The organism is Stenotrophomonas sp. (assembly GCF_059505245.1).
The window spans coordinates 40,505-61,298 of sequence record NZ_JCACKF010000018.1 but is presented as its reverse complement, the minus strand read 5'-3'; the positions used below and the strand labels follow the sequence as shown (position 1 = coordinate 61,298).

General features: G+C 66.7%; 25 protein-coding genes, 1 tRNA gene and 1 pseudogene. 11 read left to right on the top strand and 16 right to left on the bottom strand.

Annotation, left to right across the window (positions count from 1 at the left end; translation table 11 throughout):
• Positions 1 to 88: 88 nt before the first annotated feature.
• Together rarD and yedA are read right to left on the bottom strand one after the other, a co-directional pair.
• Positions 89 to 985: an EamA family transporter RarD gene (gene rarD, locus AC5JLE_RS07930; RefSeq protein ID WP_014645638.1), complete on the bottom strand. Its 897-nt coding sequence runs from the start codon at positions 983 to 985 to the stop codon at positions 89 to 91.
• The gene (gene yedA / locus AC5JLE_RS07925) at positions 982 to 1,887 is read right to left on the bottom strand and encodes a drug/metabolite exporter YedA (RefSeq protein ID WP_049404006.1); all 906 of its coding nucleotides are present in this window, start codon (positions 1,885 to 1,887) and stop codon (positions 982 to 984) included. The genes rarD and yedA overlap by 4 nt, the downstream gene beginning before the upstream one ends.
• A 223-nt stretch (positions 1,888 to 2,110) precedes the next feature.
• On the opposite strand from yedA, the gene AC5JLE_RS07920 reads away from it, so the two are divergent.
• Both AC5JLE_RS07920 and AC5JLE_RS07915 read left to right on the top strand, forming a co-directional pair.
• Positions 2,111 to 3,445 carry an MFS transporter gene (locus tag AC5JLE_RS07920; RefSeq protein ID WP_014645636.1) on the top strand — a complete coding sequence of 445 codons (1,335 nt, stop codon included), beginning with the start codon at positions 2,111 to 2,113 and terminating at the stop codon, positions 3,443 to 3,445.
• Positions 3,446 to 3,512: 67 nt separating this feature from the next.
• The gene (locus AC5JLE_RS07915; protein ID WP_014645635.1) at positions 3,513 to 3,809 is read left to right on the top strand and encodes a hypothetical protein; all 297 of its coding nucleotides are present in this window, start codon (positions 3,513 to 3,515) and stop codon (positions 3,807 to 3,809) included.
• A 205-nt stretch (positions 3,810 to 4,014) separates the two neighbouring features.
• On the opposite strand, the gene AC5JLE_RS07910 is transcribed toward AC5JLE_RS07915, so the two are convergent.
• The 4 genes from AC5JLE_RS07910 to AC5JLE_RS07895 all read right to left on the bottom strand — a co-directional run bounded on the left by AC5JLE_RS07910 (position 4,015) and on the right by AC5JLE_RS07895 (position 8,652).
• The gene (locus AC5JLE_RS07910; RefSeq protein WP_014645634.1) at positions 4,015 to 5,667 is read right to left on the bottom strand and encodes a M28 family metallopeptidase; all 1,653 of its coding nucleotides are present in this window, start codon (positions 5,665 to 5,667) and stop codon (positions 4,015 to 4,017) included.
• Positions 5,668 to 5,772: 105 nt separating this feature from the next.
• On the bottom strand, positions 5,773 to 6,705 hold the full coding sequence (locus tag AC5JLE_RS07905) for an MBL fold metallo-hydrolase (protein ID WP_197562204.1): 933 nt from the start codon (positions 6,703 to 6,705) through the stop codon (positions 5,773 to 5,775).
• A gap of 150 nt (positions 6,706 to 6,855) precedes the next feature.
• The gene (locus tag AC5JLE_RS07900; RefSeq protein WP_014645632.1) at positions 6,856 to 7,152 is read right to left on the bottom strand and encodes a hypothetical protein; all 297 of its coding nucleotides are present in this window, start codon (positions 7,150 to 7,152) and stop codon (positions 6,856 to 6,858) included.
• A 204-nt stretch (positions 7,153 to 7,356) separates the two neighbouring features.
• A complete protein-coding gene (locus AC5JLE_RS07895) occupies positions 7,357 to 8,652 on the bottom strand; it encodes a tryptophan--tRNA ligase (RefSeq protein ID WP_014645631.1) in 1,296 nt (431 codons plus the stop codon).
• Positions 8,653 to 8,760: 108 nt separating this feature from the next.
• Between AC5JLE_RS07895 and AC5JLE_RS07890 the strand changes: the two genes are divergently transcribed.
• Positions 8,761 to 9,567, top strand: a complete 807-nt coding sequence (locus tag AC5JLE_RS07890; protein ID WP_241884571.1) for a hypothetical protein — start codon at positions 8,761 to 8,763, stop codon at positions 9,565 to 9,567.
• Positions 9,568 to 9,640: 73 nt separating this feature from the next.
• On the opposite strand, the gene AC5JLE_RS07885 is transcribed toward AC5JLE_RS07890, so the two are convergent.
• From AC5JLE_RS07885 to rocF, 3 genes are all read right to left on the bottom strand, one after another.
• Positions 9,641 to 9,862, bottom strand: coding sequence for a CsbD family protein (locus tag AC5JLE_RS07885; RefSeq protein ID WP_004153772.1), 222 nt, complete (start codon positions 9,860 to 9,862; stop codon positions 9,641 to 9,643).
• A 203-nt stretch (positions 9,863 to 10,065) separates the two neighbouring features.
• Positions 10,066 to 10,203, bottom strand: coding sequence for an entericidin A/B family lipoprotein (locus AC5JLE_RS07880; protein WP_014035659.1), 138 nt, complete (start codon positions 10,201 to 10,203; stop codon positions 10,066 to 10,068).
• A 160-nt stretch (positions 10,204 to 10,363) separates the two neighbouring features.
• The gene (gene rocF / locus AC5JLE_RS07875) at positions 10,364 to 11,284 is read right to left on the bottom strand and encodes an arginase (RefSeq protein ID WP_241884572.1); all 921 of its coding nucleotides are present in this window, start codon (positions 11,282 to 11,284) and stop codon (positions 10,364 to 10,366) included.
• Positions 11,285 to 11,558: 274 nt separating this feature from the next.
• Between rocF and AC5JLE_RS07870 the strand changes: the two genes are divergently transcribed.
• The 4 genes from AC5JLE_RS07870 (at position 11,559) to AC5JLE_RS07855 (ending at position 13,771) form a co-directional block, all read left to right on the top strand.
• A complete protein-coding gene (locus AC5JLE_RS07870; protein ID WP_032956250.1) occupies positions 11,559 to 12,008 on the top strand; it encodes a hypothetical protein in 450 nt (149 codons plus the stop codon).
• 179 nt (positions 12,009 to 12,187) lie between these two features.
• A complete protein-coding gene (locus tag AC5JLE_RS07865) occupies positions 12,188 to 12,943 on the top strand; it encodes an SGNH/GDSL hydrolase family protein (protein WP_134967398.1) in 756 nt (251 codons plus the stop codon).
• A 152-nt stretch (positions 12,944 to 13,095) separates the two neighbouring features.
• Positions 13,096 to 13,335 carry a hypothetical protein gene (locus tag AC5JLE_RS07860; RefSeq protein ID WP_496065182.1) on the top strand — a complete coding sequence of 80 codons (240 nt, stop codon included), beginning with the start codon at positions 13,096 to 13,098 and terminating at the stop codon, positions 13,333 to 13,335.
• Between the two features lie 88 nt (positions 13,336 to 13,423).
• On the top strand, positions 13,424 to 13,771 hold the full coding sequence (locus AC5JLE_RS07855) for a hypothetical protein (protein ID WP_197557636.1): 348 nt from the start codon (positions 13,424 to 13,426) through the stop codon (positions 13,769 to 13,771).
• 24 nt (positions 13,772 to 13,795) lie between these two features.
• Here AC5JLE_RS07855 and AC5JLE_RS07850 read toward each other — a convergent pair whose 3' ends face one another.
• Positions 13,796 to 14,566: a DUF3011 domain-containing protein gene (locus tag AC5JLE_RS07850; RefSeq protein WP_197557637.1), complete on the bottom strand. Its 771-nt coding sequence runs from the start codon at positions 14,564 to 14,566 to the stop codon at positions 13,796 to 13,798.
• Positions 14,567 to 15,161: 595 nt separating this feature from the next.
• Between AC5JLE_RS07850 and AC5JLE_RS07845 the strand changes: the two genes are divergently transcribed.
• Together AC5JLE_RS07845 and AC5JLE_RS07840 are read left to right on the top strand one after the other, a co-directional pair.
• A complete protein-coding gene (locus AC5JLE_RS07845; RefSeq protein WP_197557638.1) occupies positions 15,162 to 15,569 on the top strand; it encodes a hypothetical protein in 408 nt (135 codons plus the stop codon).
• Positions 15,569 to 15,973: a hypothetical protein gene (locus AC5JLE_RS07840; RefSeq protein ID WP_496065181.1), complete on the top strand. Its 405-nt coding sequence runs from the start codon at positions 15,569 to 15,571 to the stop codon at positions 15,971 to 15,973. The genes AC5JLE_RS07845 and AC5JLE_RS07840 overlap by 1 nt, the downstream gene beginning before the upstream one ends.
• A gap of 57 nt (positions 15,974 to 16,030) precedes the next feature.
• On the opposite strand, the gene AC5JLE_RS07835 is transcribed toward AC5JLE_RS07840, so the two are convergent.
• The 6 genes and pseudogenes from AC5JLE_RS07835 to birA form a co-directional block, all read right to left on the bottom strand.
• Complete coding sequence (locus AC5JLE_RS07835) at positions 16,031 to 16,333, bottom strand: addiction module antidote protein (protein WP_197557639.1); 303 nt, start codon at positions 16,331 to 16,333, stop codon at positions 16,031 to 16,033.
• 58 nt (positions 16,334 to 16,391) lie between these two features.
• Positions 16,392 to 16,678: pseudogene (locus AC5JLE_RS07830) on the bottom strand (type II toxin-antitoxin system RelE/ParE family toxin).
• 207 nt (positions 16,679 to 16,885) lie between these two features.
• Positions 16,886 to 16,961, bottom strand: a tRNA-Thr gene (locus AC5JLE_RS07825).
• Between the two features lie 40 nt (positions 16,962 to 17,001).
• Positions 17,002 to 17,856: an SPOR domain-containing protein gene (locus AC5JLE_RS07820; RefSeq protein WP_496065180.1), complete on the bottom strand. Its 855-nt coding sequence runs from the start codon at positions 17,854 to 17,856 to the stop codon at positions 17,002 to 17,004.
• Positions 17,857 to 17,865: 9 nt separating this feature from the next.
• Positions 17,866 to 18,597, bottom strand: a complete 732-nt coding sequence (locus tag AC5JLE_RS07815) for a type III pantothenate kinase (RefSeq protein ID WP_496065179.1) — start codon at positions 18,595 to 18,597, stop codon at positions 17,866 to 17,868.
• The gene (birA, locus tag AC5JLE_RS07810) at positions 18,594 to 19,562 is read right to left on the bottom strand and encodes a bifunctional biotin--[acetyl-CoA-carboxylase] ligase/biotin operon repressor BirA (protein WP_046428093.1); all 969 of its coding nucleotides are present in this window, start codon (positions 19,560 to 19,562) and stop codon (positions 18,594 to 18,596) included. The genes AC5JLE_RS07815 and birA overlap by 4 nt, the downstream gene beginning before the upstream one ends.
• A gap of 144 nt (positions 19,563 to 19,706) precedes the next feature.
• Between birA and AC5JLE_RS07805 the strand changes: the two genes are divergently transcribed.
• Both AC5JLE_RS07805 and AC5JLE_RS07800 read left to right on the top strand, forming a co-directional pair.
• Positions 19,707 to 19,991, top strand: a complete 285-nt coding sequence (locus tag AC5JLE_RS07805) for a hypothetical protein (protein ID WP_046428091.1) — start codon at positions 19,707 to 19,709, stop codon at positions 19,989 to 19,991.
• Positions 19,958 to 20,749 (top strand): M90 family metallopeptidase, encoded by a 792-nt coding sequence (locus tag AC5JLE_RS07800; protein WP_195840011.1) that lies wholly within the window; start codon positions 19,958 to 19,960, stop codon positions 20,747 to 20,749. The genes AC5JLE_RS07805 and AC5JLE_RS07800 overlap by 34 nt, the downstream gene beginning before the upstream one ends.
• Positions 20,750 to 20,794: the final 45 nt, after the last annotated feature.

Here is a 20,794-nt window from a genome sequence, read left to right as displayed (position 1 = left end):
AAGGGCTCTGCCCCCCCCCCGCGACGGATAGAACAGGGTCAGAGCCCTCCGCGTTGCGGAGGGATCCGACCCCGCAGCCCCGCCGGCGCTAGCGCTTGGCGCGCATCGTGCGGATGTTGTCGCCGACGAACAGGATCAGGCCGGCCCAGATCGCGGCAAAGCCGATCGCCTTGGCGGTATCGAACGCTTCGTGGAAGAAGAACACGCCCAGCAGCAGCTGCAGGCTCGGTGCGATGTACTGCAGGATGCCGACCAGCGACAGCGGAATGCGCTTCACTCCGTAGGCAAAGCCGATCAGCGGTACGGCGGTGACTGCGCCACCGAAGATCAGCAGCAGGTCGTTGCGCCAGCCCCAGCCATGGAAGAACGCACCGCCATGGCCGTTTTCCGCCCAGATCGCGAAGGCCAGCGCCGGCAGGAACAGGTACATGCTTTCCACGCCCAGGCCGGCCACCGGGTCGACCGAGACCAGCTTGCGCAACAGCCCATACAGGCCGAACGAACAAGCCAGGCCGAGCGCGATCCACGGCGGTGTGCCGGCGTCGATGGTCAGCCAGGCCACGCCCACCGCCGCCATCGCCACCGCCACCCATTGCAGGCGGCGCAGGCGTTCCTTCAGCACCAGCACGCCCAGCAGCACGTTCACCAGCGGGTTGATGAAGTAGCCCAGGCTGGTCTCGATGACATGGCCGGCGTTGACCGCCCAGATGTACAGGCCCCAGTTGAAGGCGATGGTCAGGCTCGACACCAGCAGGATCGGCAGCGCGCGCGGCTGCGCGGCGATCTTCTGCCACCAGCCCAGGCGCGAGCTGATCAGCAGCCAGCCCAGCACCAGCACGGTGCTCCAGATGATGCGGTGGGCGATGATCTGGAACGAAGGCACCTCGTTGAGCAGGTGCCAGTACACCGGCACCAGGCCCCAGATCACGAAGGTGGACGCGGTGACCAGCAGGCCCCGGCGCTGTTCTTTCTCGTCCATGCTCATCTCTTTCGCGTCCTTGCCATCGTCAGTACCACCACACCCAGGAGAATCACCGCCATCGCCAGCAGGTCGCGCCAGCCGAAGCGTTCACCGTTGAGCAGCGCGCCGAGCAGCACCGCGATCACCGGGTTGACGTACGCATAGCTGCCGGCCAGCGCCGGACGCACGTTCTGCAGCAGCCACACGTAGGCAGTGAACGCGACGATGGAGCCGAACACGCACAGGTACGCCATCGCCAGCAGGCCACCGGTATCGGGCAGCGTGCTCGGGCGCTCGCCGACCGCCAGGCCGATCAGCACCAGCAGCACGCCACCGCAGATCATCTGCCCGGCCGCGGTCATGAACGGGCCCGGCAGGTCCAGCCCGCGTGCCCACACCGAACCGAAGGCCCAGCCGATCGGCGCGATCAGCAGCAGCACCAGCCCGGTCGGCGAGGCGGTCAGGCTGCTGCCGGCATTGAGCCAGACCACACCGAGGAAGCCGATGGCGATGCCCAGCCACTCACCGCGGCTGGCATGCTGCCCGCGCAGCGCCGAGAACAGCGCCATCCACAGCGGCACCGAGGCCACCGCGGTGGCGGCCAGGCCCGAGGAGACCTCGCGCTCGGCCAGCACCACCATGCCGTTGCCCAGCACCAGCATGGTCACGCCCATGATGACCAGGTTGCGCCATTGCCGCAGGGTTGGGTTCGGCAGCTTCCAGAACAGGCGCAGCGCCAGGAACATCAGGCCGCCGGCAATGATGAAGCGGCTGCCGGAGACCATCGTCAGCGGCAGTGCGCCGCCGTGCAGGGCCTTGGCGATGCCCAGGTAGGTCGAGCCCCAGACCACATAGACCAGCAGCAGTGCCAGCGCGACAAGGCCACCCCGGGGGGCAGCCGCAGACGAAGAGGGGGGAGCCGACATGACACACCAGGGAGCCGGGGGAAGGCGGATTCTAGGACGTTTTGAGTATGGTCCGGGACCCCATGCGGTGGCACGCTGTCATCCATCCATGCACCCTGCTCTGGTCTGCTACCCCGTGTTGACGGTCGATGCAGTACCAAGAGGGCTGCCCGGCCGCGCCGCCCCAAGGCCGGGCGCCGTTTTCCCTGCGCACGGACGCGCCGCATCGAGGATTCCCACCCAGATGAGCACCACGCCCCAACCTGCTGTCCCCGCGAACGACCGCGCCGCCCTGCGGCGGTCGATCTCCAACACCCTCAAAGGCTCCGCCGGCAACCTGGTGGAGTGGTACGACGTCTACGTGTACTCGGTGTTCGCCGTGTACTTCGAATCGCAGTTCTTCTCGCCCGACGACAAGAACTCCACGATGTACGTGTGGGCGATCTTCGCCGCGACCTTCCTGATGCGCCCGATCGGCGCCTGGTTCTTCGGCCGCTTCGCCGACCGCCATGGCCGCCGCCTGGCGCTGACCGTCTCGGTCACGTTGATGGCGCTGTGCTCGTTCCTGATCGCCATCACCCCCACCGCCGCCAGCATCGGCATCTGGGCCGCGGTCATCCTGCTGTTCGCACGGCTGCTGCAGGGCTTCGCCACCGGTGGCGAGTACGGCGCCAGCGCCACCTACATGTCCGAAGCCGCCATTCCCGGCCGCCGCGGCTTCCTGTCGTCCTTCCACTACGTCACCCTGGTTGGCGGCCACGTGCTGGCCCAGCTGACCCTGCTGCTGATGCTGACCTTCTGGGGCAAGCCGGAAATCTCCGAGTGGGGCTGGCGCATCGCCTTCGGCATCGGCGGCATCGCCGCGGTGGTGGTGTTCTGGCTGCGCCGTGGCATGGACGAGTCGCTGTCGGAGTCGTCCATCGAGGCCGCGCGCGAGGGCAAGGCGCAGAAGTCCGGTTCGATGTACGAGCTGTTCGTGCACCAGTGGCGACCGCTGCTGCTGTGCTTCCTGATCACCGCCGGCGGCACCGTGGCCTTCTACACCTACTCGGTGAACGGCCCGAAGATGATCCAGAGCGCCTTCGCCGGCAACGACCCGATGACCGGCACCCTGATCAACCTGGGCGTGCTGGCCTTCCTGATGGTGCTGCAGCCGGTCGGTGGCTGGCTGTCGGACATCATCGGCCGCAAGACCCTGCTGGTGTTCTTCGGCGTCGGCGGCGTGCTGTACAGCTGGTACCTGATCACCCAGCTGCCGCACCAGCACGACGCCACTCTGGCCTTCCTGACCCTGGCACTGGCCTTCGTCATCCTCACCGGCTACACCTCCATCAATGCGGTGGTAAAGGCCGAACTGTTCCCCACCCATGTGCGTGCACTGGGCGTGGGCCTGGGCTATGCGCTGGCCAACTCGCTGTTCGGCGGCACCGCCCCGCTGCTGTACCAGGGCGCGCTGAAGACCGGCCACGTCGATTGGTTCGCCCTCTACGTGACTGCCACGATCGCGGTATCGTTGGTGGTCTATGTGTTCTTCCTCACCAACAAGGGCCCGAACTGGCTCGACGGCACCCGCAAGTAAGCGCGTTGCCCTGATCGCGGCCACCGGTGCAATGCCGGTGGCCGCTGCGTCTCCCGCTCCTCCACTGATGTGGATCGCGGTGACGCTGGCCGCAGCCACGGCACTGGCCTGGCTGCTGCGCCGCCCCAGCGCACAGGCCGCATGGCCACGCATCGGCTTCGGGATCGCCCTGCTGCTGTTCTGCGCCGCACTGGCGCTGCAGCTGGCAGTGGACCTGGGCAGCGGCCACAGCTCGCTGCAACTGCGCCTGCATCGCGGCGTCAACGGCGGATCGCTGGTCGGCCTGCGCACGATGGTGGCGTGCTATCTGGCAGCGCTAGCCGCCAGCGGCTGGGGCGCCTGGAAGCTGCTGCGCCGGCGCTGACGAACACCCGGTCGTGCCGCCCGCTGGCCGACACCTCCACATTCTTTCGGTCGTGCCGGCCGCTGGCCGGCAACGCCACCTTCTTTCGGTAATGCCGGCCGCTGGCCGGCAACGCCACCTTCTTTCGGTAGTGCCGGCCGCTGGCCGGCAACCTCATGAACCTCCTGAAAGAGCAGGCAGTTGCCGGCCAGCGGCCGGCACTACCTCAGCGGCGGGCCGCTTCGCTCTTGTCGCGCGCGCCGCGGAACTCCGATTCCTTTTCCCACGTCGGCCAGCGGCGGCTGTTGGCCAGCTCCGCGCCCAGATCGTAGACCAGCAGGGTATCGGCAGCGTGGCCGCTCGGGTCCCAGCGCGGCGTCCAGGCATCGCAGGCCTGGTGGTAGCAATCGGCGAAGTACTTCTCGCGCAGCGCGCGGCCGGCTTCAACCCCACCGTCCAGCTTGTCCAGGCCCGGGCCGATGGTGATTGCCGGCACGCCCAGGCGGGCGAAGGCGAAGTGGTCAGCGCGGTAGAAGAAGCCCGCTTCCAGGTTCGGGTCCGGGCTGTAGCTGCGGCCACGGGCCTTGGCCACGCGTTCCAGGTCGCCTTCCAGCGAGACCCGGCCTTTGCCCCACGACGCGATGTCGCGGGTCGGGCCATCCGGGCTGAACATCTCGATGTTCAGCACCGCGGCGGTCTTGTCCAGCGGCGCCAGCGGGTGCGCGGCGTAGTAGCTGGCGCCCAGCAGGCCCTTCTCTTCGGCGGTCAGCGCCACGAAGTACAGCGTGCGCTGCGGCTGCGGGCCGGCGGCGAACACCCGGCCCAGTTCCAGCACCGTGGCCACGCCGGTGGCGTTGTCGATCGCACCGCGGCGGATGCGGTCGCCCTTGGCGTCGGGCTGGCCGATACCGAAGGCATCCCAGTGCGCAGAGAAGATCACCGCCTCGTCGCCATGCTCGCCACCGGGCAGCTTGGCCACCACGTTGCGGGTCACCACCTGCTCGCGCTTCAGCGCGAAGTCCACGCTCAGCTTGGCGTTGTCCAGTGCCACCGGGCGGAAGTCGGCGCGCATCGCCTTGCGCTTCTCCGCATCAAAGTCCAGGCCGGCGTCGGCGAAGATCGCCTCGGCCAGCTCGCGCTGCATCCAGCCACGCAGCGGCGTGTGCTGCGCCATCGCCTCGTCCTGGCCGCGCTCGATGTCGAACAGCGGCGATGTGCCCGAGCTCTTCACCGTGGCCCAGCCGTAGGCGGCCGGCGCGGTCTCGTGCACGATCAGCACGCCTTCGGCGCCACGGCGTGCGGCTTCCTCGAACTTGTAGGTCCAGCGGCCGTAGTAGGTCACCGCCTTGCCGTCGAATGCGCCCGGCGCATCGGCCTCGAAATCAGCATCGTTGATCAGCACCACGGCGATCTTGCCGTGCAGGTCCACGTCCTTGTAGTCGTTCCACTGGCGTTCCGGCGCATCGATGCCATAGCCGACGAACACCAGCGGCGCATTCCTGATCTGCACGCGCTTGCGCGGCTGCAGGCTCTGCAGGGTCACGTCCACGCCATTGGCCAGCGCACGCTTGCCCTGCTTCAGCGACAGGCTGGCCTTGGCCGGGCCGTCCAGCTGCGCGCGCACCAACGGGACCGGCTGCACCCAGCTGCCATCCACGCCGCCGGGCTGCAGGCCGTAGCTGCGGAACTGCTCGATCAGGTACTGCACCGTGCGCTCTTCACCCTCGGTGGCCGGCGCGCGGCCCTCGAATTCATCCGACGCCAGAACGCGCACATGGCGCGACAGCGCCTGCGGATCGATGCCGCCACCCGGCAGGTCGTTGGCCGCATGGGCAAGGCCACCGACGAACAGGCAGGACGACAGCAGCAACACGCGCATCGGATTCACGGCAGTACCACGGCTAGCTTGGAAGTCACCAGAGTGTAACGTGGTCGTGACATCACGGCGCGGCTTGGGCCCGCGTCATCCACGCAGGGCGTGGATCTACCTGCTGATGCGATCCAGCCAGCAGGCCAGGCCCTGTGCATTGAGCTCGATATCCATCGCCAGCACGGTGGTCACTGCCGCATCGTCCAGCGCACAGCCATGCAGCTGTGCACGTTCCAGATACAGCGCCTGCAACGCGGCCAACAGGCAACGATGGCGGTCCGGTCGACCGTCGCACTGGCGGCCAATGGCAGCCATCGCATCGATCTGCTCGAACAGGTCGCCGGCCAGTTTCTCCACCTGTTCCACACGACCGTAGTGGGTCAGGTACATCGCCTGCGGGCCGTAGCCCAGCATGCGCTGGATCGAGGCCTTCATCGCCTCCGGGTCGAACTGCACCGGCGAGGAGGTCGGGAAGATGAAAGCGCCCTGCGCGCTGTCCAGCTCGCGGTAGGAGATACCGAAGGTATCGCCGGTGAACCAGCTGCGGCTGCGCGCATCCCACACGCAATAATGGTGCAGCGCGTGACCCGGCGTGTGCAGCAGCACCAGCTCGCGGCCGGCCAGATGGATGCGGTGGCCGTCTTCGGCCACCACCACGCGCGACTCCGGAATCGCCTCGATGCGGCCATAGCTGCGCGCGATCTCGTCGGCGCCATACACCGCCGTGGCACCGGCGATCAGCCGGGTCGGGTCGATCATGTGCGGCGCACCGCGCGGGTGCAGCACCGCCTTTGCGTTGGGCAGCTGCTGCATCAGCAGGCCGGCGCCGCCGGCGTGGTCCAGGTGCACGTGCGTGAGCAGCAACCAGTCCACCGCTTCCACGCCCAGGCCGGCATCCGCCAGCGCCTGCAGCATCGCCGGCACCGACAGGCCGGTGCCGCAGTCGACAAACGCGGCGCGGCCGTTTTCAACGATCAGGTAAGCCGCGTCGAAGTCCGGGCGCTGGAAGCCGGTATCGATGGTGTGGATGCTGGGGTCGGCGGTCATCGGCACGCACCTGGCAGGATCGGGAACAGACGCCCATGGTAGGCGCGCAGGCGGCCCGGGTTCGATGCGGCTTTGGTCGGGTAGTGCCGGCCGCTGGCCGGCAAACCTCGGCGCAGCCCGTTGAATGCAGTTGCCGGCCAGCGGCCGGCACTACCGGTCCAGCCAGCGCGGTCGCAGCAGCAACGCCAGCACCAGCACCGCCAGGAACGCGCCGTAGGCGTACAGCACCGCCAGCACCTGCGGCCAGATCGGGCCGGCGCCGGGTTGCACCACGCCGATGCGGTAGCCCCACAGCATCGACACGATGCTCAGCGCGAACGCCAGTACCAGGGTGGTGCCATCGAACAGGCGCCGCCGCGCGCTACGCGGCTGGCGCGGGAACAGCCAGTACAGGCTGCCCAGCAGCAGGAACCAGGGCAGGAACAGCAGCAGCGACAACCAGGCCATCGCAGACTCCATGTCATCGCGCCGGCGGCGCGTGGACATCATGCCATGGCTGCTGTGCCACGGTCGTGCCGGCGGGGGGCTTCCCTGTAGAGCCGAGCCCATGCTCGGCTGCTTTGCTACCCAGCCGAGCACGGGCTCGGCTCTACAGGGGCGGAGCAAAGTCGAGCATGGCTCGACTCTACAAAGGGCAGGCAGGCCCGGCGATCAGGCCGCTTCGCGCAGCACGGCCAGCGCGGCCAGCACGGCGTCCACCTCGGCGTCCAGCTTGAACAGCTCGCTCTGCAGCTGGTCGCCCTGCTCGGCCTGCTTGATCACGGCAATCAGCTGGCCGGCATCACGCGGCGAATCGAAGCCTTCGCTCTGGATCAGCAGCGTGCCGTCGCCGGCGGTCAGCTTGAAGTAGAACCGGCCGTCCTTCTCGCGGTACTGCTTGAACTGCGGCGGCGCCACGCGGGCCACGCCGGCATCTTCGCTGGCGATGTTGCCCGCCGTGGACAGGTCGCGCAGGCCCACGGCGTGGCGCAGTTCTTCCAGCAGCGGTGCCGCCAACTGCTCGCGCAGCTGCTGCCCACGGCGCTTGAGCAGCGCTTCGATCTTCTCCGGCTCGGCCATCAGCGCGTTGTAGCGCTCGCGCAGCGGCGACAGTTCACTGTCGATGCGCTCGAACAACTGCTGCTTGGCGTCGCCCCAGCTGATGCCGGCAGCGAACGCCTTGGCGAATTCCGCGGTCTGTTCCGGCGTGGCGAACGCCTGGTACATCTGGAACAGCGCCGAGCCTTCGGTGTCCTTCGGCTCACCCGGTGCGCGCGAGTCGGTCAGGATCGAAAACACCAGCTTCTTCAGCTCCTCGCGCGGCACGAACAGCGGAATGGTGTTGTGGTAGCTCTTGCTCATCTTGCGGCCATCCAGGCCGGCCAGCGTCGCCACCTGCTCATCGATCACCACGTCCGGCAGCGGGAAGTACTCCTTGCCGTACACGTGGTTGAAGCGCTGGGCGAAATCGCGCGCCATCTCGATGTGCTGGATCTGGTCACGGCCCACCGGTACCTGGTTGGCCTTGAAGATCAGGATGTCGGCGGCCATCAGCACCGGGTACATGAACAGGCCGGCGCTGACGCCTGCGTCCTCGTCCACGCCTTCCTCGCGGTTCTTGTCCACTGCCGCCTTGTAGGCGTGCGCCCGGTTGAGGATGCCCTTGCTGGCGATGGCGGTCAGGAACCACATCAGCTCGGTGGTCTCGCGGATGTCGCTCTGGCGGTAGAACCACACATGCTCCGGGTCCAGGCCGCAGGCCAGCCAGCTGGCCGCGATCTCCAGGGTCGCGCGCTGGGTGCGCTGCGGGTCCTGCGACTTGATCAGGCTGTGCAGGTCGGCCAGGAAGAAGAAGCTCTCGATCCCCGGCGCGCGGCTGGCGGCGATGGCCGGACGGATGGCGCCAACGTAGTTGCCCAGGTGGGGCGTGCCGGAGGGGGTGATGCCGGTAAGGACTCGGGTCGTCATGACTGCGTGGGGTAACCTTCGATGAACGGGGCCAGTTTACCTTGCACGCCACCAACCCCGTCAGGGCCTGCGGCGCGTTCATTCACCCAACCCCGCTGGAGACGCCCGATGAAACGCCTGCTGCCCCTGCTGCTGATCCTGCCCCTGGCCGGCTTCCGCCCGGCGCCACCTCCGCCACCGGCCTACGAAGGCGGCCCGGTGCGCATGACCCTGGTCGACCGCGACCGTGGCACCGAACTGCGCAGCTACCCCGCCGAGGGCCAGCGCTGGGTGGCCGGCGAGCGCGGCCACCGCTACGCCGTGCGCCTGTACAACGACAGCCCGCGCCGGGTGCTGGTGGTGCTGTCGGTGGACGGCGTCAACGCCATCTCCGGCGAGGATGCCGATCCCTCGCAGACCGGCTACGTGCTCAACCCCGGCCAGCGCGCCGACATCACCGGCTGGCGCAAGAGCCAGGACGAAGTGGCGCAGTTCGTGTTCAGCAGCCCCAGCGGCAGCTATGCCAGCCGCACCGGCCGCCCGGACAACATCGGCGTTGTGGGCGTGGCGGTGTTCGAAGAGGCACGTCGCTGGCGCCCTGAGCCGATCCTGCGCCGTGGCCTGCCGCTGCCGGCCCCGGCGGCCGAAGCGGCGGCCGATGCCAGTGCCAGTGCCAAAGCCAGCCGCATCGAAGGCTACGCCAGCAAGTCGCAGGCCCCAGCGCTGGGTACCGGCCACGGTGCGCGCGAGCAGTCCTCGGTGCGCGATACCGACTTCGAGCGCGCCAGCCGCAGCCCCGCACAGGTATTGCAGCTGCGCTACGACAGCGCCCGCAACCTGCGTGCGCGCGGCATCCTGGTGGATTCGCCCTCGCGCCTGCCGCGCGAACCGCAGGCGTTCCCCAACCGCTACGTGCCGGACCCGCCGGCGCGCTGATCGTCCCGCGCAGACAACACGACGCCCGCAACCTCACGGTGCGGGCGTCGTGTTGTGGGGGAAACCGAAGCGCTTACTTGTAGTCCGGATAGTCCTTGCTCACCGCGTCCTGGAACTCGCGCACTTCCTTCTCCGCGCGGTCCTTGGCCCAGCCATAACGTTCCTGCAGGCGGCCGGCCAGATACTCGGCATTGCCTTCGGCCACATCGAAGTCGTCGTTGGTCAGATCGCCCCACTTGGCCTGGGCCTTGCCCTTCAGCTGCGACCACTTGCCGGAAATGATGTCTTTGTTCATTGCTGGGAGTCCTTGGTTGCAACGGCGTTCTTACCGTGGCTCCAGCTTCGCGCAGCGGCTGTTGAGTACCGGTCAACCGGCAATGAAATACATGCTCACCTGCTTGAATGGTTCACTCCGCTTCGACAGCCACGCGGCAAACAGCGCGCACAAAAAAGGCCGGGAAGATTCCCGGCCTTTTCGCTTTCCAATCCGCGCCGGGCTCACTTGCCCTTGGCGGCGTCCTCAACTTTTTCACCGGCCTTCTGCACGTCCTTGCCGGCACCGGCAACGGTATTGCAACCGGCCAGCAGGGCCACCGAGAACATCGACAACAGCATCAGGGCAACTACGCGCTTCATGGGCTTCTCCTTGGGTTCGCCGCTACACCGCTTCATTCGCGGATGGGGTTCTGTCGCTCGGCGGGAGGGCACACTGCCACCGCCGCCGCGTGAAGTGCAATCTGGCGGCAGCGGCGTGGAGCGGGTGTGAACGGATCGGCGATCCGTTCAGGCCAGGCCCTCAGTCGCGCATCAGGGTGGACTTGCCGAACAGGCTTTCGACCAGGTCCACGGCCAGTTCGGCGGTGGCATTCTGCTTGTCCAGCAAGGGGTTGAGCTCGACGATGTCCAGCGATCCCATGCGCCCGGTGTCGGCGATCATCTCCATCACCAGCTGCGCCTCGCGGTAGTTCACCCCACCCGGCACCGTGGTGCCCACGCCCGGTGCGATGCTCGGGTCGAGGAAGTCCACATCGAAGCTGACATGCAGGTGGGTGTTCTCATCGATGCCGGCCAGCGCTGCCTCCACCGCGCGCTTCATGCCGTTCTCATCGATGTAGCGCATGTCGTACACATCCACCTTGTGGGTCTTGATCAGGCGCTTCTCCTCAGGGTCCACCGAGCGGATGCCGATCTGGTGCATCTGCGCCGGGGTGATCGCCGGTGCGCTGCCGCCCAGGTGGGTCAGCGCCTCCGGGCCGAGGCCGCACAGGCAGGCCACCGGCATGCCGTGGATGTTGCCCGACGGGGTGACATCGCTGGTGTTGAAATCCGAGTGCGCATCCAGCCACAGCACGCGCAGGGTCTTGCCCTGCTCGCGGCACCAGCGCGCGACGGCGGTGATCGAACCGATCCCCAGGCAGTGGTCGCCGCCGAGCATGATGGGCATGCGGCCGGCCTGCAGCTCGGCGTAGCTGGCTTCCATCAGTGCATGGTTCCACGCCACCACTTCATCCAGATGGCGGTAGCCTTCCACCGGCACGGTCCACGGGTTGCGCGGGCCATCCAGATTGCCCACGTCACGCACGTCCACACCACGCGCTTCCAGCGCCTCCGGCAGGCCCGCCACGCGCAGCGCCTCCGGCCCCAGCCGTGCACCGCGATGGCCCGCACCGACGTCGGTGGGAACGCCAATCAGGGATACGGAGATGGGATGGGCCATGGGTGCCTCCTGCGGTGGGGAAAAAGAAGCACAGTCTAGCCAGAGCTGTGTGACACCACTCGCGGCGGTGCAGCAGGGCAATGCCCGGATCGCCGCGAGCACAAAGGCGCCCCCGTCAGGCATTCCAGCGCTGAGCGGTCAGGAACCCGCCCTTCCTTGATCCACTTCACACCCGAGTCGGCATCGCCTCTTACCCACGGCGGTCCTTGTGTCCACCCTGCGTCGGCACCCGGACGGTGCGGCTTCATTTCCCCAACCCTGGAGAACGACGCGCATGAAACATGCACTCAATGGATTTGCGGTACTGGCAATTGCCCTGGGCGGACTGTTTCCGGCAGCTGCCAATGCCTCCTCGCAACGCATCACGCATACGGTGACCACCGACGCGTATCCCATGCAGACGGCGAGCGCACGCCAGGTGCTCGACTGGGTGGCGCAGCGGGTAAAGCCGTCGTTCGCCCCACAGGGCTACGGCAACGTACAGGTGGAACGGCGTGCGTTCTCCGTAGGGCGCGCGTCTGCACGCTCGGATGAATCGATTCCCGGCAAGCTGCCGGAGCAGGGCATTCCCGGTGAGATCTACCGGGTGGAGAACCTGCTTCCCGACGGCTCCCTGCAGACGTGGGAATTCACCTGGGTGGAACCCTCGTCCGGCCATGGCGGCGGCTGGGATGTCACCGGGTACACCTACAAGAAGGGAAATGACCCGGTAAACCAGCAGTAGCGGGACGCTGCCCTGCCCCGCCCCAGGCACGACGCCGCGGAATCTCGGCAAATCGGCGTCAGGCGCGCGACAAGCAGGCCCCCGAACAATCGCGAGGACCTGCTGCAGCCTGTGGCTTGACGACCGATCAGGAACGAATCGGTACCGATAGCGGCATTCGGGAGGGGTAGAATCCGTCCATGATCTTCATACTCCGACTAGCACGACTGGCCGCCGTTTCGCCCCTCCTTGTCGCCTGCTCTGCGCCCGTCACTACTGCAGATGCTGCGGCTCCGGTTGATGCGACAACGAAGCAGATCCTCATCGAGGAATATGGCGACTCCACGACCGTAGGCTACACCGCCACGCCTTCCGGAACGATCATCGCCGCGATGAATCAGCCCAACACACTGCAGCGTTTGCTGCGGACAGAGTACGGTGATCGTGTCGTTGTGAAGAACGAAGGGATTGGCGGAATTCAATCCTCAGATGCGCTGAACGGGACCGACGGAATTCACCAGTCGTGGGAGTCTGTCATGGCGAAATCCCATGCCCAGATCGTGACTCTGAACTTTGGGCTTGGCGATGCCTATCTGTTCTCCCGTCCAGAGTCTGGGAAGATCTCCGCATCACCACAGGAATACAAGCGCGTGATGGGCGAGCTGGTTCGTATTGCAAGAGAACATGGCAAAACCGTGGTGATCTACGAGCCCAATCCATCGTGCCACCCCGCCCGAGAAACAGGGATGCCGTACTACGTGATGCATCTCGATCAGTTGGGCCACGAGATGAACATACCAATGGCTTCCCAATTCTGGGCATTGCTTGCCACGCCCAATTGGCGAGAGCTGCTGTCTGACTGTACACACCCTACTCCCGAGCTCTACCAGCTGAAAGGTGAGAACGCGTACAAGGTGCTTCGACCAATCGTGAAGCAGATCATCGACGCCAGCTGACATCCTGTGCAATCGGAGAATGCTGTAAGTCCCAGGTTTCAACCGAACCTGAGCGCAACCTCCGTCAAGTCCACAATGAAGATAGCGGTGGTTCGCGGCCCCATCGTTACGCCGCCGACCGGGAACGTGTTGGGGGTTACGACGACGTACAGGTGGAACGGCGCGCGTTCTCCGTAGGGCGCGCGTCTGCACGCTCGGATGAATCGATTCCCGGCAAGCTGCCGGAGCAGGGCATTCCCGGTGAGATCTACCGGGTGGAGAACCTGCTTCCCGACGGCTCCCTGCAGACGTGGGAATTCACCTGGGTGGAACCCTCGTCCGGCCATGGCGGCGGCTGGGATGTCACCGGGTACACCTACAAGAAGGGCAATGACCCGGTAAACCTGCGCTGACCTCCGTCCTGGCGTGCCGCAGCGGTGCAGCAGTGAAACGGCATGGCATGATGCCGCACGGACCTGCCGCCTTTCATGGAAGATTGTGATGTCGCCCTTTATCAACACCGCCTGGCCACGCTTCTTCATCGTCGCGCTGCCCATCGCTTTTTTTGCGGTTCTGTTGAACAGCTTGATCGATGCGTCGCCGAACGGCTGGCTGATGCAGGCGGCACTGCTGCTGACGCCATTCTCGCTTCTGCTGTTCTTGGCGTTCGGTTGGCAGCGTCTGCGCAAGGCGCACGCTGAGTATCCGATTCTGACAAGCGAACTGGACCGTATGTTGGCGGCGTTGATCGGCAACGTTACGGTGGCCGCGCTGTGGTTCGGCCTGACCGTCATTGGTGTGTTCACCCTGATACTGCCATGGGTGCTGCTGCGAACATCAGGCGGCTGACGGAGGCCCCCGCCCACGGCGAACTCAACCGCCGCGGCGACGAACCGGCGTCAGGCTCTGCACTTGGCCGTTGTTGCGCATCATGCACAGGAAGCGGCCATCGGGATAATCGATGATCAGTTCCTGGTAATCGCTGCCCACCGGCATCCGGGTCACCAGCGTGCCCTGCGCGCCCTTGCGCATATTGCAGGAGCCCAGCGCGGTATCACCCGCCGGCGCGCTGTACGCCACTTTGGACACATTGCGGAACACCGCCCGGCACCCGCCGTTCACCCATACCGAGTGCCGCGACAGGCCCCAGTTCTGCCCTTGTTCGCAGCGGGTGTGGCTCAGCTGGCGCACCATCTCCACGTTGCCGCGCGTATCCATGTCGCACGACACCTGCTGCTGGTCGGTGGATTCGCAGGTCACCTCGCGTGGCAGCGCCGCATCGTTGTCGTCATCGTGGTGGCGGCGGTCGCGATGCTCTGCCGGCGCGGGCGTTCCGCTGGCACTGACCTGGCAGATGCCATTGGCGCCGCCACGGCCGGTGTAGCTGATCTGCGGCGTGCCGTCCTCGTTGCTGCTGATCGACAGCGTGATGCCACTGTTGGCATCGCGTGCTTCGAAATAGCGGTCGTTGAAGCGCTTCAGCGCGGCCTCGCGGCCCTGCACGTAGACCGGCCCACCATCGTCGGCGTGCACATCGATGCCGCCCGGGCAGCTGGCGTTGAAGAACGGCACTGCGGCCATGGCCGGGGCCACGAAGGCGGTGGACAACAGTGCGACGGTGAGCGACAAGGCATGGCGACGCATGTGCGGATCCCGAAGGGGCCCAGGATGGGCGTGTGGCGGCAGTATGCGGCGGAGCGTTGCGGGCTGTCCGTGAGGAATATCAATTTCCGGGTAGCGCGCGTGGGGATTCATGTCTGGTAGGGTGTTCTGGAAGCCCTGCCGGGGAAGTTAAGCCAGCTTTACTTCCTGGGTCATGAAAGGCCGTGCGACAGCAATGACGCACCAGGATTCATCGTTGGTTGCAGCCCCGCGCGAAATGTCGCTTCTGGCATTGCGATGCTCGAAACGGGCCAATCGCGATAATTCATTTTTCCTTTCAGATCACCCGATGTCATCGAAACAAACGACTGGCAGGCGGTGATTTCACGTGCGCATGATGAATCGCCACCTGCAAGGGTGGCCGGGACTTCCAAGCCCGTTTAATCGAAGCTGTATACGCTTGCCAGCCGGCGCCGTCTTCCCAGAGCGGCGCCGGCTGGCAATCCGTTCGCCGATCGACGGCGGGCGGTGCGTGGGGGCCCCGTGCCCACCGGCTCATCGATTTCCGGTCTTGGAAGCCACGCATCGCCCGCCACCCTCTTCGGGTGGCACCTCTGTTGCCGACGAGGACGCCCGCATGCCCAAGATCCATCACCCGTACCTGACCGCCACCCTGGGCGAGGCCGCGCTGCGCCTGCCACCCGAACTGGCGCAGCCGTTGGAAGCCGCTTTCGCTGCCGCCAACGAGGCGCCCGCGCCAATCAACCTGCCCGGCTGCCTGCAGCGCATCCAGGCCGGGGACACCGCCGATGGACAGCCGTGGACGGGGCCCGCCAGCACACCCGGCCAGGCCGTGGCCGCCGCACGCCGGGATCGCGCTGCGGTGGGTCTGGTGTCGCTGTTGGAGCTATATCACGCCGCCGAACGCGTGCGCGTGGACGGGGAAGAGAAAGACGATATCGGCGACGGTGTGCGCGAGGGGCTGATGCTGGCCTGCCGGGGGCTGGCGGAGTATGTGGCGCTGCAGGTGGGTGGGGCTCAGTAATGCAGAACATTGAGATCCCCAATGCACAGGTTCACAACGTCACTGCCCAGGCTAGCGAATCAGGCAGACCCGCTGCTGGAATGAGCACACCCTATCCAAACCTGAAGCCTGTTCTCGTTGAGCTGCGGCTGGACGAAGTGGATTCGCGCGGCGGCGCTGTTGCCGAGATGATCGCCTCCACCGCGCGCCCCATGGCGCTTTCGATAAGCCCTGAACTTATATGGTACGGCTTCGTCTTGAATGACTGCGGCATCACCCGGATCACGCCGGGAACGCGGGCACACTGCACGATCTCATTCATCAACCACGACGGTGCGAAAGAGGTATTCCCCTGTGGCACGGTGGCCGCCTTCGGAGACGGATCCTCGACAAAGGGGTTGATCCGCATCATCCGGTTTGATTGAACCTGTTCGCGCCAGACTTTCTGAGATGGCCAAGCTTGAGCGAAATGCCCTGATGCTTTACACAGCTCTGGCGTGCAATCGCACACCAAGTGCCCGGGTCACCTTCAGGATGGTCGAAAAATCGGGGCTGCGCTCGCCGGACAGTGCGCGATACAGGCTCTCCCGCGACAGACCCGCCGCACGTGCGACCTTGCTCATCCCTTGGGCACGGGCGATATCGCCCAGCGCCTTAGCGATGAATGCCGAATCGCCGTCGCTTTCGTCGATGCAGGCGTCGAGATAGGCGGCCATTTCTTCGGGTGTCCGAAGATGTTCGGCCACATCAATTGCTTTGAGTTCGACTTTTTTCTTAGTGGCCATGATGGAACAGCTCCAGTACTTCGGTATTGATTCGTTTCGACTACAGCCGGTTCGACGCTCACAGGGCACGTGCAATCTCCTTGGCCGTCTCTATATCGCGCCGCTGCGAACCTTGTCGCCTCCAACCAGAAGAATCACCCACTGCCTGCCGCGCTGGGTGTAGTACAGGCGGTAGCCCGGCCCTGCATCGATACGCAGTTCGGAAATACCGTCCCCCAGATAGCGGTGATCACCCGGATGGCCTTCGGCGAGCCGACCGATGCGGGCCAAGATGCGAGCGCGTGCAGTTACGTCCTTGAGAGCGTCAATCCATGTCGCGAACTGACGGGTACGCTGGATCTTCATGGAAAAAATGTAGCCTACTGGCTACACATTTTCAACTACGAGAAACGCGCATCAACCACGAAGCACGCGCACAGGCAGGTGGGACGCGCCTCGTCAGGTGCAAGATGAGATAACAGCAAGGAAGGAAAAGAAGGGGAGAGACGCAGCAGGGAGCAGTGCTCGACCGATTACTGCGCCGCCGTGTCGAGCTGCACAACTGGAGTTTGATGGTGCCGCTTATCCGAATCGAACGGATGACCTACTGTTTACAAGACAGTTGCTCTACCAACTGAGCTAAAGCGGCATGGGTGGTGCACCGGCGGCAGTGCCGCGGTCCGGGGATTCTAGCGCAACCGCGTGCAGTCCAGCGACCGGCTCTGTGCCGCCCCGCTGCGCTGCTGGGCCTGGGCCGGCTGCGTGCCCGCCGCCAGTTGTCCTTCCAGCCACCATTGGCCGGCGTCGCCGCTGGCCACCAGGCGCGGCTGGAAGCCGGCGGCCTGCACCGCTGCCATGCGGCGCTCGGCGCCTTCGCGATTGCGGTACTGGCCCAGCGCCACGGCGTTGGCCTCCTCCCCCTGGCTGATGATGTAGTAGTCGCTCAGGCCGGCGGCGACGATACGTTTCACGGTGGCCTGCGCTTCATCACGGTTGGCGGCGGCCGGCAGCATCACCCGGTAACGGGCGCTGCCGCTGGCAGCGGGCTGTTCGCGCAGGCGCGCCTGGCTGAGCAGCGCGCCGGCCTTGCCTTGCGCAGTGGTCGCGGCGGCGCGGTCGGCGAACGGACCCAGCGCGACGCAGCGCGGCGGCTCGGCGGCCGCGGGCGGGGTTACGGGCTTTTCCGGTGCCGGAACGGGGGCAGGCGGTGTTGCCGGCTTGGCGGCGGCAGCAACCGGCGTAGCGTCAGCCGTCTGCGGCTTGGGAATTTCCGGCTTGGCCGGCACGGCCGGCGCGGGTGCGGGCGTCGCAGCCACTGCGGTCTTCGCGGCCGGTTCGCGCTCCATCAGCGGTGCGGTCGGGGCGGCGGCGGTGGCCTCGGCTGCGGCATTGGCATCCGCGCCACCGGGCACCCAGCGCAGCTCGGCCACACCAGCGGGTTGCGGCGGCGGCGCAGGCTTCTGCGGTGCATCGCGCAGCAGCCACCAGCAGGCGACGCCAAGATTGAGAACGGCCAGTACGACGATCAGGGCACGGGTCAGCATGCGCGGATACTAGCCTGCGGGCTGGTGCACCGCCCAGCGGGCGAGTCCATCCAGCACCAGCGAGGGGTGGTAGTCGGCACCCGGCAGCAACGGCATCAGTGCCGGTGCGCCGCCACCGTGCACCAGCAGCGAGGGCGCTACGCCCAGCAGCGCGTGCGCCTGCTGCGTACTGCGTTCAATCAGCGCCACCGCGGCGCCATCGCAACCGGAGGCCAACGCATCGGCGGTGTCGTTGGCGAACTCGCTGTAGTCGCCGCCAGTGGCCGGCAGCTGCACCGCACGGGCGTGCAATGCCTCGCGCATGGTGGTGGGCGATGCGGAAATGCGGCCACCGTGGTGCTGGCCGTCGGCGTCAAGCAGGTCAATCGTCAGTGCGGTGCCCACGCCGACCACCAGCACCGGGCGCTGCGCCTGGGCTGCGGCCAGCAGGGCCAGGAAGCGGTCGACGCCGAACTTTTCCGGCTTGGCATAGGCAATGCGGACGCCGGCGCATTCGGCGCTGGTTCGCACCACATGCACATGCTCGAAGCGGCGCTGCAGCTGGTCCAGCATGGCGCTGGTCAGCGACGGTGCGGCCACGCTGGCCACGAACGCGGTGCGGCCGCTGGGCAGGCTGTGCGGTGGCTGCCCGGCCATGCCTTCGGCGCCATGCGCCCAGGCCTGCACGTCACCGGCACGGTCACCCTGCAACGGCGCGAACTTGAAGCGCGAGTTGCCGAGGTCGAACAACCAATCGCTCATGCTGCCCTCACGCTGACTTCGCCGGCGTGCAGCAGGCGCTCCTGGCCATCGATGCGCACGCGCAATGCGCCGTCATCGGCCAGGCCAAGCGCGGTACCGTGCTGCCACTGCCCGTCCAGTTCCACCCGTACTTCGCGGCCGGCCAGCATGTCGAAGGCGGCGTAGCGCGGCAGGAACGGAGCGAGGCCTTCGCGATCGAATTCCTCCAGCGCCGGCAGCAGACGGGCCAGCACGGCGGCAACGACCACGTTGCGGTCCACCGGCTTCCCGGCCAGGGTGTCCAGGTCCACCCACGGCTGGCTGATCTGCTCGGCGAACGACGGCGGCATGTGCGTGTTGATGCCGATGCCGATCACCGCGCGCGCCGGGCCGGCGTATTCGCCACCGCCCTCTGCGAGCAGGCCGACCAGCTTGCGCTTGCCATCGACGATCAGGTCGTTCGGCCACTTCAGCTGTGCCTGGGCATAGCCCAGGTCGTGCAGCGCTTCAGCCACGGCGATGCCGGCCACCAGGCTCAGCCCGGCCAGGCGGCCGAGGCCACCGGAGTACAGGCGCAGCACCGACAGGTAGATATGCGCGGCCAGCGGCGAGGCCCAGGTGCGGCCACGACGGCCACGGCCACCGGTCTGGCGTTCGGCCAGCAGCACGCTGACCCCGCGCTGGGGCGCGCTGCACCGCAGCAATTCAGCGTTGGTGGAGTCCACCGTCCAGGCCACCTGCAGGTCGTGCAGCAGCGGCAGGACCCCGGCCGGCAGGCCACCACGGATCGCCGCCGGGTCCAGCAGGTCAACCGGGCGGGTCAGGCCATAGCCCTCGCCGGCACGGCCCTCGACATCCACACCGGCGGCCCTAAGCCCTTGAATACGCTTCCAAATAGCCGCACGGGTCTGGCCCAGCTCACGGGCCAGGGCGTCGCCGGACAGGCGACCGGCAGCGAGTTTGGCCAGCAATTGGCGATCGTCCACGGCAGCTTCCACGAAGTCAGGCAGGAATTATGCGGGAAAGCCGCCAGCGACGCCCGCCACGCTGGGTTCCGCGGGGGCTTCCAACGGGGCGCCGGGTTCGGGCTAGAATCGGGAACTCACCCTCCCTTAACGTGGATGTCGTCAATGCGCCGTTATGCCCATTGCCTGATCCTGCTGATGATGCCCTTCGCGGCGTCTGCGACGGCAGCGCTGGACGACAGCCGCGGCGCCTGCGTGTCCTCCAACGGTGATGCCGCCTCGCAGCGCGCGCCGACCGCGACTGCCTCGGCTGCGACCACCAAGCCGACACCGGTACGCCCTGCGGCCAGCAGTGCCACCAGCACCGGGGGCGGCGGCAGCGACGATGACGTGCTGCAGCGCATCCGTGCGCCGAAGTGGCACAGCTACCTGCCGGGAATGTTCCGCTGATCAAGTCGTTGCTGCAGTGGCTGCGGCCTACGCCGCGGCCGATCGACGATGCACTGTGGGAACATGCCTGCCGCCGCGCGGCCTGGCTGCACGGACTGGACGACGAACGCCGCGCGCGCCTGCGCGTACTGGCCACGCGCTTCCTGCACGAGAAGACCATCACCCCGATCGGTGAGCTGCAGCTGCAGGCCGGTGACGGCGTGCTGCTGGCCGCGCTGTGCTGCCTGCCGCTGCTGGCGTTCGGTGAGGTGGGGCTGGAGGGCTGGTCGCAGCTGATCGTCTACCCCGATGCCTTCCGCGTGCACCGCAGCCACATGGATGCGGCTGGCGTGCTGCACGAGTGGGATGACGAGCTGATCGGCGAGTCGTGGGACAGCGGTCCGTTGATCCTGTCCTGGGCCGATGTGCAGGCCGACCTGGCGGCGCCGCACGAGGGCTACTGCGTGGCGGTGCACGAGATGGTGCACAAGCTGGATGCGCTCGATGGTGCGATGGATGGTACGCCGCCGCTGCCGCGCGAATGGCAGCGCGAGTGGGCGGGCACGTTCCAGCGCGCCTACGACGCGTTCTGTGCGCAGGTGGACGCAGGCGAAGAGACGCTGATCGATCCGTATGCGGCCGAGGCGCCGGAAGAGTTCTTCGCGGTGGCCAGCGAGTACCACTTCTCGGCACCGGATCTGCTGCAGCAGGCGTTGCCGGAGGTGGCGGCGCAGCTGCGACGGTTCTACGGCGAGCCGCCCAGGATCGCAATGCGGTAGTGCCGGCCGCTGGCCGGCAACCTCATGATCTTCGATGGCATTGCT

Excerpts from the sequence above, each read along its gene's own strand:
- rarD (WP_014645638.1), bottom strand. The coding sequence starts at position 985 with ATGAGCATGGACGAGAAAGAACAGCGCCGGGGCCTGCTGGTCACCGCG.
- yedA (WP_049404006.1), bottom strand. The coding sequence starts at position 1,887 with ATGTCGGCTCCCCCCTCTTCGTCTGCGGCTGCCCCCCGGGGTGGCCTT.
- AC5JLE_RS07920 (WP_014645636.1), top strand. The coding sequence starts at position 2,111 with ATGAGCACCACGCCCCAACCTGCTGTCCCCGCGAACGACCGCGCCGCC.
- AC5JLE_RS07915 (WP_014645635.1), top strand. The coding sequence starts at position 3,513 with ATGTGGATCGCGGTGACGCTGGCCGCAGCCACGGCACTGGCCTGGCTG.
- AC5JLE_RS07910 (WP_014645634.1), bottom strand. The coding sequence starts at position 5,667 with ATGCGCGTGTTGCTGCTGTCGTCCTGCCTGTTCGTCGGTGGCCTTGCC.
- AC5JLE_RS07905 (WP_197562204.1), bottom strand. The coding sequence starts at position 6,705 with ATGACCGCCGACCCCAGCATCCACACCATCGATACCGGCTTCCAGCGC.
- AC5JLE_RS07900 (WP_014645632.1), bottom strand. The coding sequence starts at position 7,152 with ATGGCCTGGTTGTCGCTGCTGCTGTTCCTGCCCTGGTTCCTGCTGCTG.
- AC5JLE_RS07895 (WP_014645631.1), bottom strand. The coding sequence starts at position 8,652 with ATGACGACCCGAGTCCTTACCGGCATCACCCCCTCCGGCACGCCCCAC.
- AC5JLE_RS07890 (WP_241884571.1), top strand. The coding sequence starts at position 8,761 with ATGAAACGCCTGCTGCCCCTGCTGCTGATCCTGCCCCTGGCCGGCTTC.
- AC5JLE_RS07885 (WP_004153772.1), bottom strand. The coding sequence starts at position 9,862 with ATGAACAAAGACATCATTTCCGGCAAGTGGTCGCAGCTGAAGGGCAAG.
- AC5JLE_RS07880 (WP_014035659.1), bottom strand. The coding sequence starts at position 10,203 with ATGAAGCGCGTAGTTGCCCTGATGCTGTTGTCGATGTTCTCGGTGGCC.
- rocF (WP_241884572.1), bottom strand. The coding sequence starts at position 11,284 with ATGGCCCATCCCATCTCCGTATCCCTGATTGGCGTTCCCACCGACGTC.
- AC5JLE_RS07870 (WP_032956250.1), top strand. The coding sequence starts at position 11,559 with ATGAAACATGCACTCAATGGATTTGCGGTACTGGCAATTGCCCTGGGC.
- AC5JLE_RS07865 (WP_134967398.1), top strand. The coding sequence starts at position 12,188 with ATGATCTTCATACTCCGACTAGCACGACTGGCCGCCGTTTCGCCCCTC.
- AC5JLE_RS07855 (WP_197557636.1), top strand. The coding sequence starts at position 13,424 with ATGTCGCCCTTTATCAACACCGCCTGGCCACGCTTCTTCATCGTCGCG.
- AC5JLE_RS07850 (WP_197557637.1), bottom strand. The coding sequence starts at position 14,566 with ATGCGTCGCCATGCCTTGTCGCTCACCGTCGCACTGTTGTCCACCGCC.
- AC5JLE_RS07845 (WP_197557638.1), top strand. The coding sequence starts at position 15,162 with ATGCCCAAGATCCATCACCCGTACCTGACCGCCACCCTGGGCGAGGCC.
- AC5JLE_RS07840 (WP_496065181.1), top strand. The coding sequence starts at position 15,569 with ATGCAGAACATTGAGATCCCCAATGCACAGGTTCACAACGTCACTGCC.
- AC5JLE_RS07835 (WP_197557639.1), bottom strand. The coding sequence starts at position 16,333 with ATGGCCACTAAGAAAAAAGTCGAACTCAAAGCAATTGATGTGGCCGAA.
- AC5JLE_RS07820 (WP_496065180.1), bottom strand. The coding sequence starts at position 17,856 with ATGCTGACCCGTGCCCTGATCGTCGTACTGGCCGTTCTCAATCTTGGC.
- AC5JLE_RS07815 (WP_496065179.1), bottom strand. The coding sequence starts at position 18,597 with ATGAGCGATTGGTTGTTCGACCTCGGCAACTCGCGCTTCAAGTTCGCG.
- AC5JLE_RS07805 (WP_046428091.1), top strand. The coding sequence starts at position 19,707 with ATGCGCCGTTATGCCCATTGCCTGATCCTGCTGATGATGCCCTTCGCG.